This is a genomic window from Parabacteroides hominis (assembly GCF_014287585.1).
GTDB lineage: Bacteria > Bacteroidota > Bacteroidia > Bacteroidales > Tannerellaceae > Parabacteroides > Parabacteroides hominis.
On sequence record NZ_JACOOJ010000071.1, the window covers coordinates 1 to 8155 of the forward strand.

Consider the following 8155-nt stretch of genomic DNA (forward strand, 5'->3'; position numbering starts at 1 on the left):
CAGTATGATAATTTAACAATATGATATACATTAAAAAACAACTTGGATTCTATTTTAGTGAAGTCCAATTAGGAGACACCTACAATGTAGGGACAACGTTAGAGGATTACGACAACGGCGCATTCCTGCTGCTCAGTGACGATCAGGTAGCCTTTCATTGGGAATTTCCGGACGCAACCCCGCTCGAAGTGTGGAACATGGAAATCCCTTCGACACCGGATCTCGAACCTGTGCCCGAACCGGATGCACTTGTTATCGCCCGGCAGCAAAAGCTGGCAGAAATCGAAGCGCAAGATAAGTTCAGCGAAAAGTTTTTCGTATCTGTTATCCGATACCAACGTGATGAAAACGGTAATATTCTCATGAATGATGCCGGAGATCAGTTGACAGAGGAAGTTGCGAACTACACCCTATGGATGGATAGAAGCCTCCGTACTACAATGTTGAATACGACACTACCGGCATTTCAAGGACGGGGCGATACGACAAGAAAGTTCTGGACTATTGACGAACCGTCGCAGGAAGTGGAAGTACCTATTGGATGGGCTATTGATAGGATTCCCCGCTTGGAAATATATGCGACTGATACATACGATCTTATGCAAATAAATAAGAACGCAACTCTGGCAGCTACGACCGTTGAAGAAATACAGGCTATCGACGCAAAGGCGGACTATCCGCATTTTCTCACATTTGAACTTAATTTGGATTTAGGGGTATGAAAAGGAGTTTGATGGGTAGTAGAGAAAAGAAGCTGTTTATTAAGCGTTTCTACCCGGCTGGGAGTTATACTTGGACGGTTCCGGCAGGATGTACCGAGGTTGATGTGTTTCTTGTCGGAGCCGGTGGAGGATGTTCACATAATTCAACAATGGGAGTTCCTGGAGGCGGTGGAGGTGGCTATACTAAAACATATAAGAAGGATACCGCTGGATATAGAGATGGCAACGCGATAACTGTTACACCAGGACAAACTATTGAAATTATAGTTGGTGCAGGAGTTCGTGGCGCAAATGGGGGATATTCACAGTTTATGAGTTCGCTTTACCGGGCTGAAGGAGGCCATCTGTCTCAATGGAATGGAGACGGAAATGGTGGTTCGGGAGGTGTAGGAGTAGGTAGATCTACTCATTCGGTCGGAGGCTCAGATGGCACAGGCAGTGGTGGAACATCGGGGCAAGGACATACGACGCGTGATTTTGGGGAATCTAATGGTAAAAGGAATGCAGCAGGTGGGGCAAGCTCCTATAATAAATCAGGCGGGGAGACATCTCAGCCGGGAACATCAGATTATACAGAAGGGAGTGGCGAAGGCAGTAATGAAAGTAGTTCTTTGGCTTCTGGCTGGAGTGCCGGACTTGGTGGTGGCGGCTACGGTGGTGGAGCTGGGGGAAATGCATCGGGAAAATCGACGAAAGGTGGCGATGGCACTGTCCTGATCCGCTATTGGGCTTACGAAGAATAATTAAAACTAAAAGATATGACAACAACAATCAAAAAAACAACTCAATCCGACCTGCTAACCCTGTTAGCGGTCGTCTCCTGCGCTCTCATCATGGCTGCGCAATCAATCAGCGTACCTCACTACTTGCCGACCTCTAAGATCGAAGAAGGCGAGGTAGTAGAGAGGAACGATAGTATAACAACTGTCATAATACCAGATATCCGGTGATGGTTGCAAATCATAAAGATTTGAAACAAAAAAGGAAGCCCGGCTTCGCAGCGAGGCTCCCCCGTATATAAAAAAATTGAGGGGTGGCTGTATGAACAGCCGCACAAATGTAAACTTTAAAAATCAAAGATTATGACATTAGTAATTATTTCTTTCTTGATCATCGCCTCTTATACGGCGGCGGTGTGTATCAAAGCTAAAGGTGTACCTTATTCGATAAGTGCTACCTATTACTATCTGGAGCATAAATTGTGGTTTATGGCTACGATGTGGCTTACTGCCGGTTTATTGATACCTGCAATATTGGAGGTAAGTAAACCAAATACGGAATGGATTGCATTTCTGTCCTGTGTCGGCATGTTCTTTGTTGGTTCAGCTCCCAATTTCAAAGATAATTATGAGAGCAAGGTACATACTGCCGGAGCAATAACCTGTATTGCCGGATCACAACTTTGGATAGCATTGAACTTCTGGCCCATGTTGCTTGTATGGCTTGCCTATGTTGGATATACGGCATTAAGTATTGCCAAAGAAAAAGAAGGCACATTCTGGTATAAGTTCTACCAGAGCAAGCCTATGTTCTGGATTGAGATAGCAGCCTTATTATCCACTTATTTTACCATGTTATTCAATATGTGATATTATGCAAAGATTAATTCCATATCTACAAGATTTTACCGGTTGGGTACAGGCTGTTTTTATTGCTGTAATTGCTTCGATGTTAGACTTTTTTACACCGATCGAACATTTTTTGATAGTAATACCTGTAATGGCTACCATAGATATGTTCTGGGGGCTGGCTGCCGATGATTTACGTTTTCGGAAAAGCAAATTTTTTAGGACAATAATCTATCTCTTGATTTATCTTTTGATCCTGCTTATTGCTTTTTGGATTGGTATAATGATGGAGCAGGATAAAGATAGTACGAAAGCCTTTGTCAGTTGGATAACGTGGGTAGTAGTCTATTGTTATGGCCTGAATATCTTGAAAAACATGAACACCGTATATCCAGACAATAAAGTTATAGCCTTTTTGTATTGGGTTGGATCGGTTAAATTTTTGAGTAGGGTAAATTATTTTGAAGAATATATGAAATCAGTAAAGAACAAGGAGGAAAAAGAATGAATATTACAGAGAATTTTACATTAGAAGAGTTTGTACACAGTGATACAGCAATCATTAAAGGTATCAAGAATGAGCCAGGATCGCGTGATAAACTGGCTATTACTAATCTGTGTGCCAAATTGCTGCAGCCGCTTCGGAATGCCATCGGCAAACCTATCTCTATTAATTCCGGCTACAGATGCCAGGAGTTAAATGCGGCAGTAGGAGGCGTACCTACATCCCAGCATCAAAAGGGAGAAGCGGCCGATTTGAGTATTGAAGGAAAGGCCGGTGATTTATTGGAAGTACTGGAAGATTCCGGTTTGCCATTCGATCAAGCCATCCTGTACCGTAAAAAGAACTTCCTTCATGTTTCACTGAAGCTGGAAGGAGAACAAAGAAAACAGATCATCATTAAGCAATGAAAGCCTGGTACTTCATATTGGCTTTAATTCTTTGCTTTGCATGTTTCTTAGCCGGAAGGTATTCGGTAAAGAAACGAATAGAAGTAGTTAAAGAAACCGATACGATTGATAAGCCCGTTCCTGATCCTTCTTATGTGTTCGATGTGGAAGAAATCGAAATTCCTTATCCGGTTTTCGTATATCAGAAGGGTGACACGGTGAAGGATCTTGACACGATTTATATCCCGTTACCAATCCAAAGAAAAGTTTATGAAACAGATTTGTACCGGGCGGTCGTTAGCGGTTATCGGCCTAATCTTGATTCAATGACAATCTACCATAAACGAGAGATCATCTATGATAAAGATCGTCGGTGGGGATTAGGAGTAATAGGCGGATATGGAATAGGCAAGAATGGCTTGTCTCCATACATCGGAGTAGGCTTATATTATAGAATCTGGTAAGTAGACTTTTGTTCATAGTCACTTCCTATGGGGCTGGGAAGTAAAATAAAAGCCCCCAACGTATCACGTTTAAATTGCCACATAAAAACTGATACACAAGCGCAGAATCCCGCACGTTGGAGGCTTTAATATCTTCAACATTGAGATTCTGCGCTTTGTTGCGTTCACTTGTAAGTTTTTATGCGGCAAGGCAAAGATATAATTAAAATTCAAATTTTATGTGTAAATCAGAAATCTTTGCCAAAATATTAAGAATCGTTTCGGAAGAAACCGAAATATCAACGAGCGACATCCTGTCAAGTAGTAAAGAGACAGATGTTGTAGATGCCCGTTATTTGCTTGTATATCTTCTTCACGAAAGGGGCTTTTATCCTTCTCAGATAGCTTTACATGTATGTAAGACCAAACGGTCAATAAACTATATTTTATCAAGTTTTTCCGATCGCATACAAGGTGGGAAAATATTGAGAATACAATATGAAAATATAAAGAAATTATTGAGAAATAAATGATTTTCAGTATGATGTCATGTGCGTAGTTTTGTATCGGCAAGGAATATTTCCTGCCATAACAAAAAAGATATACAAAATGGATAGAAATTATTTTATCGGTACTCCAGAAGGGGGTAATTCCGGTGGAAGCAAATTCGACATCATGGCTCTATTGCCTGGTATGTTAGGTGGAGGGGGCAAGAGTATTGACCCCAACTTAGCAGCTATGCTTACCCAGGCTAACAACAATCGTGGGGCTTTCGGGGGCGATGGAGCTTGGTGGATCTGGATTATCCTGCTGTTCTTCGTATGGGGCGGCTGGGGAGGCAATGGTTTCGGTGGTCGTAACGGTGGCGGCTTACCTGCAGAATTGAATAACGACGCCGGACGGGAAATGCTTATGAACGCAATTCAAGGAAACGGAACTGCAATCAATCAGTTGGCAAGTTCTCTTAACTGCTCCACACAACAATTGCAATCTGCTATTTGCAACATCCAGGGACAGATCCAGCAAGTAGGTAATCAGGTCGGTATGTCTTCGCAACAGATTATTAATGCTGTTCAGATGGGAGACAACCAATTGCTAACACAGCTTGCACAATGCTGCTGCGATGTACGCACAAGCATTGAACGCCAGGGTGCTGAAACTCGTTTGCAGAATTGCCAGGATATGAACATCCTGACCAACACGATGAACAACAATACATTGCAATTGCGTGACGCAAATTTGGCCAATACAAATGCCATTCTTGCAAAGGTAGATGCTTTTGAAGCTCGTTACCAGGCTGACAAGTTTGCAAACCTGACCGCCGAGAATCTGGCATTGAAAGGACAGTTGAGCCAGAACCAGCAAAACCAGTATTTTGCTGCAACCATTCAGGCAAACACAGCACCTATTGCCGGAGCACTGAACAACTTGCAGGCAGAAGTGGATGCTATCAAGTGTAAGATGCCGCCTACGGTATCTGTACCTTATCCTCAAATTCGGGCGTTCAACGCTGATTGTTTCAATGCTGCAGCTTACGGTGCTGCTGCCGGAACATACGCGGCTGAAGGCTTTGGTCCCTACGGCTCAAATTGCGGTTGCTAATTAAAGAAAGGAGGTAATGATGTATCCTTTCAATAATAACCCATTTGTCCCGTTCGGTCCCTTCGGACCCTTTCCTCGGACAGCAAGACGGACAATCGTTCCGCGTCTGGACACAAGGGGGATTCCGGAACTTTATACAACAGGGTTGGTAGAAAATACAGAGAGTGAAGAGAATACCGTGGACTACGGTATCAACCCATGTATCTGGAAAGCACTGCCGAATCAAACCCTGGTTTTATGGAAAGTCCGCCATCCGGTGTCTCAGAACGGGGCTTCTTCTCCGGTCACTGTGGTGATTCCGACCGGCAACAGTTCTTCTACCGTAACGTCTCCCAATTCAGCTGCCGGCACTACAAAAGTGAAGGTGGTGGATAATAAGAGTACGCAGGTAGCGGGAAGGGATGTGACCGTCCCGACTGGATCAGGCGCAGAAGAACAACAAGGATATACTACCGAGCATATCGTTTATATCGATAAGTGCGCGGGGATCTTCCGGCTGCTGGGTGTGACAGCTCAGAATAGTCCGGCTCGTACAACAGTGGGTAGCAATACTCCTGCTGAATCAGCAGCTAAAAGTAAATAACGAAAGTCCGGGGATAACCCCGGACTTCATAAAATCAAGAAATTATGTTCAAGAATCTTAGACAAGGACAATTGTTGTATATTCTTCATAAAGAGGGAAAACTTCATCATGAAGTAGCGACTATTATTAGCGTGGATAATCTTCGCGCAAAATCACCAATGCCAGGAATGATTCCCTATGTACAACAAGAAATGTTGGTTGATATCAAAGCAAAAGTCGGAGGGGATAATCTTACTTTGCCGGCAGTACCAGCAGATTTGATAATCACTGATTACAAGCCTAATAACGGGGAGAAACTGGTTTTATCTTGTGATTTGGCTACATTTAATTCTGAAATAAATTCTATCATGCTGCAAAGCAAACAGGAAATTGCTCGTACGGACTACAATAATTCTGTAATAGAGGAATGTGAAAAAATGCTGGTCGTTTTAAATCCTGAGTTTGCTCGTGAAAAGGACAGGGAGAATGAAATGGTTAACATGAGGAATGAAATGTCTGAGTTGAAGGATACGAATGAAAAACTTATGTCTATGATGAAAGAGCTTCTTGATAAACAGAGTAATAATAAATCAAAAACAACGTAATATGGGATCATATAGAAAACTTGAAGAGCTTTTCAGAGAGTTCGATGCCTACGAAGATGAAGATCTAATGGAGGCAATGGAAGAAGCCTACAAGCTTGGTTGCAAGGAAGGCAAGAGAAAAGCAATGGAAGGCGGTATTGGCTTCCGCGACGACGACGATGACAATGACGATGAGTTCCGCGACATGTGGAGACGCGGCGGAGAAGGTTTCGGCGAAAGGCGCGGTGTGAGAGGAACCGGACGGTATGCCGGGGAATACCGCAGACGCAGACGTTAAATCAGAAGGGGACATTGTGCCCCTTCTTAAAAAGTAAAGATATGAGATTAGACATGTACGATGATTTTCCTTCGGGGATGAAAGCTTATTTAAGCGCATATGGCTGGCATTTTTCTAAGGCTATGTGTGATTGGGCTATTTCCATGATGGAAAAAGAAGATGGAACTGGCAAGAAAATAAAGGTACAGCCCTGGACAAAAGAACAGATCGACGAAATGCTTAAAAAATATAATGTCGATGTAAAGAAGAAGGGCGGTTATGACTATGTGTATGCTGCCAATATGTGTAAGGCTGATCTTCTTGGTTCATCTGTTCCTAACGATCAATATGCTGCTTTATACGTGAAGAACGTTTGCGACGATCCGGACGCTTACGATGGTATTGTATTTACCCGTTTCTATGCTGATTGTATCGGTTCGGGAACGCCGATTATTTGGGAGGAAATGATGTAATGGGAGGATGGAGCTATCTATTTCGGATTCTAAAGGGAGAATCCCCAAAGGAGGTTTTAGCAAGTATGCCGGAAAAAGACTTCGAAAAAGTATCTTCCGCCATTGACAATCTGAAAAATACGAATATTCCCCGACAGCAACGCCGGATTATAGAACGTAGATTTAAGGCTATAAAAAGATGATAAAAAGAGACTTGTATATAAAAAAGTATGATTGGCAGGTACACATATTTTATCGTGTCACCTGCTATTATACGGATGAAATTATAAGTCTGTTGAAATCTATAGATTGCCCGGAAGATAAGGCGAGGGAGGCTTACGATAATTTGATGTCATGCAAACTTGATACAGGTATTACCTATTCCAATTACAGACTTCGAAAATCGCTTATGGTCATAAGCAATACTTCTTCACCTAAAGAGTTTTCGAACTCTTTAAAGCATGAATGCCGCCATTTAGAGGATCATATAGCTACGGCTTTTAAAATGCCTGTAGGCGGCGAAGAAGTGGCTTATTTAGCTGGATATTTAGGCAAGATGCTGTACAGGGATATGCAGTTGTTTATTTGCGAATGCCGCAAACATAAAAGAGAAAAGCTATGCGTAAAGCGAATAAAAAAGAAATAAGAAAATTAAAAAGGGAGTCAGCCAGACGCGAGATTGACCGCCTGGTTGACTCCCTTGACTTTGAGCCAGTCAACTTCAACGAGAAGGTGTGTCGGCTAAGGAAGCTGATGTGCCTGCTATGAATTATTATCCCTTTTATCAAATAACTCACAACTATTAGTTTCCTTTTCATACTTTCCATTTGTCCACCATACCTGAGTATTATCGGACAAATGGAATGGATAGTTGTACCTCTCGCAATGATCTTTTATCTTACAAGATGAGTTATTGCAGTATGCGTAATCAGTATTCATATTCTTATGTTTTTAGCAAATATTTTCCGATAAAATAGGAGAATAAAATTCATCCCTTTTGATAACGGCGAACATTCTCGCCACAAGTTTTGCCCGTAAAGCATTGATAATGGTC

The 8155-nt window shown here is 42.4% G+C and carries 13 protein-coding genes; all 13 read left to right on the forward strand.

The window, feature by feature from the left end; all coding sequences use genetic code 11:
- The first annotated feature begins 20 nt into the window (after window positions 1–20).
- The 13 genes from H8S65_RS20330 (at window position 21) to H8S65_RS20395 (ending at window position 7747) form a co-directional block, all read left to right on the forward strand.
- Window positions 21–722, forward strand: coding sequence for a hypothetical protein (locus H8S65_RS20330; protein ID WP_186931642.1), 702 nt, complete (start codon window positions 21–23; stop codon window positions 720–722).
- Window positions 719–1465, forward strand: coding sequence for a glycine-rich domain-containing protein (locus H8S65_RS20335; protein WP_186931643.1), 747 nt, complete (start codon window positions 719–721; stop codon window positions 1463–1465). Before H8S65_RS20330 ends, H8S65_RS20335 begins: the two co-directional genes overlap by 4 nt.
- Window positions 1466–1480: 15 nt before the next feature.
- Complete coding sequence (locus tag H8S65_RS20340) at window positions 1481–1672, forward strand: hypothetical protein (protein WP_186931644.1); 192 nt, start codon at window positions 1481–1483, stop codon at window positions 1670–1672.
- Between the two features lie 132 nt (window positions 1673–1804).
- Window positions 1805–2311 (forward strand): glycosyl transferase, encoded by a 507-nt coding sequence (locus H8S65_RS20345; RefSeq protein ID WP_186931645.1) that lies wholly within the window; start codon window positions 1805–1807, stop codon window positions 2309–2311.
- 4 nt (window positions 2312–2315) lie between these two features.
- Window positions 2316–2798 (forward strand): hypothetical protein, encoded by a 483-nt coding sequence (locus tag H8S65_RS20350; protein ID WP_186931646.1) that lies wholly within the window; start codon window positions 2316–2318, stop codon window positions 2796–2798.
- Window positions 2795–3202, forward strand: a complete 408-nt coding sequence (locus tag H8S65_RS20355) for a D-Ala-D-Ala carboxypeptidase family metallohydrolase (RefSeq protein WP_186931647.1) — start codon at window positions 2795–2797, stop codon at window positions 3200–3202. The genes H8S65_RS20350 and H8S65_RS20355 overlap by 4 nt, the downstream gene beginning before the upstream one ends.
- Window positions 3199–3645, forward strand: a complete 447-nt coding sequence (locus H8S65_RS20360; RefSeq protein ID WP_186931648.1) for a DUF6808 domain-containing protein — start codon at window positions 3199–3201, stop codon at window positions 3643–3645. Before H8S65_RS20355 ends, H8S65_RS20360 begins: the two co-directional genes overlap by 4 nt.
- A gap of 588 nt (window positions 3646–4233) precedes the next feature.
- Window positions 4234–5226, forward strand: a complete 993-nt coding sequence (locus H8S65_RS20370; RefSeq protein ID WP_186931650.1) for a hypothetical protein — start codon at window positions 4234–4236, stop codon at window positions 5224–5226.
- Between the two features lie 16 nt (window positions 5227–5242).
- On the forward strand, window positions 5243–5809 hold the full coding sequence (locus tag H8S65_RS20375) for a hypothetical protein (RefSeq protein ID WP_186931651.1): 567 nt from the start codon (window positions 5243–5245) through the stop codon (window positions 5807–5809).
- A gap of 44 nt (window positions 5810–5853) precedes the next feature.
- Complete coding sequence (locus H8S65_RS20380) at window positions 5854–6393, forward strand: hypothetical protein (RefSeq protein ID WP_186931652.1); 540 nt, start codon at window positions 5854–5856, stop codon at window positions 6391–6393.
- Window position 6394: 1 nt separating this feature from the next.
- Entirely contained in the window at window positions 6395–6670 is a 276-nt protein-coding gene (locus H8S65_RS20385; protein WP_186931653.1) for a hypothetical protein, read from the forward strand.
- A gap of 41 nt (window positions 6671–6711) precedes the next feature.
- On the forward strand, window positions 6712–7122 hold the full coding sequence (locus H8S65_RS20390) for a DUF7841 family protein (protein ID WP_186931654.1): 411 nt from the start codon (window positions 6712–6714) through the stop codon (window positions 7120–7122).
- 178 nt (window positions 7123–7300) lie between these two features.
- Window positions 7301–7747 carry a hypothetical protein gene (locus H8S65_RS20395; protein WP_186931655.1) on the forward strand — a complete coding sequence of 149 codons (447 nt, stop codon included), beginning with the start codon at window positions 7301–7303 and terminating at the stop codon, window positions 7745–7747.
- Window positions 7748–8155: the final 408 nt, after the last annotated feature.